The following is a 382-nucleotide window of genomic DNA, read 5'->3' on the forward strand; positions in this document are numbered from 1 at the left end:
GTGGAGAAGTACCCGGAGCGCTTCATCGGCTGCTACGTCTACAACCCGCGCTGCGGCGTGGAGAACGGCGTGAACGCGATGGAGCACTACGTGAAGCGGCTCGGCTTCAAGATGGTCCAGTTCCAGGCCAACATGCACGCCTACCGGCCCGACCGCGCGCTGGACTGGCTGCGCCCGGCGCTGCAGAAGTGCGCCGAGCTGGGCGTGCTGGTCAAGCTGCACACCGGCGACGGCCCGTACAGCATTCCCACCGAGTGGGTGCCGATGATGAAGGAGTTCCCGACCGTGAACTTCATCATGGCCCACTTTGGCGTGCAGACCGGCGGGGTGTACTGCTTCGAGCCGTTCCAGATGGCCATGGACATGCCGAACGTGTATTGCG

Annotated in this window: 1 protein-coding gene; it reads left to right on the plus strand. The window is 64.4% G+C overall.

Features of this window, described 5'->3' with window-relative positions; genetic code table 11:
* Positions 1–382: amidohydrolase family protein (locus AB4Z35_RS31115; protein WP_442101314.1), on the plus strand; the 382-nt coding region annotated here is incomplete at both ends.

Source organism: Pseudomonas sp. KB_15, assembly GCF_052114525.1.
In the GTDB taxonomy this organism is placed as follows: domain Bacteria; phylum Pseudomonadota; class Gammaproteobacteria; order Pseudomonadales; family Pseudomonadaceae; genus Aquipseudomonas.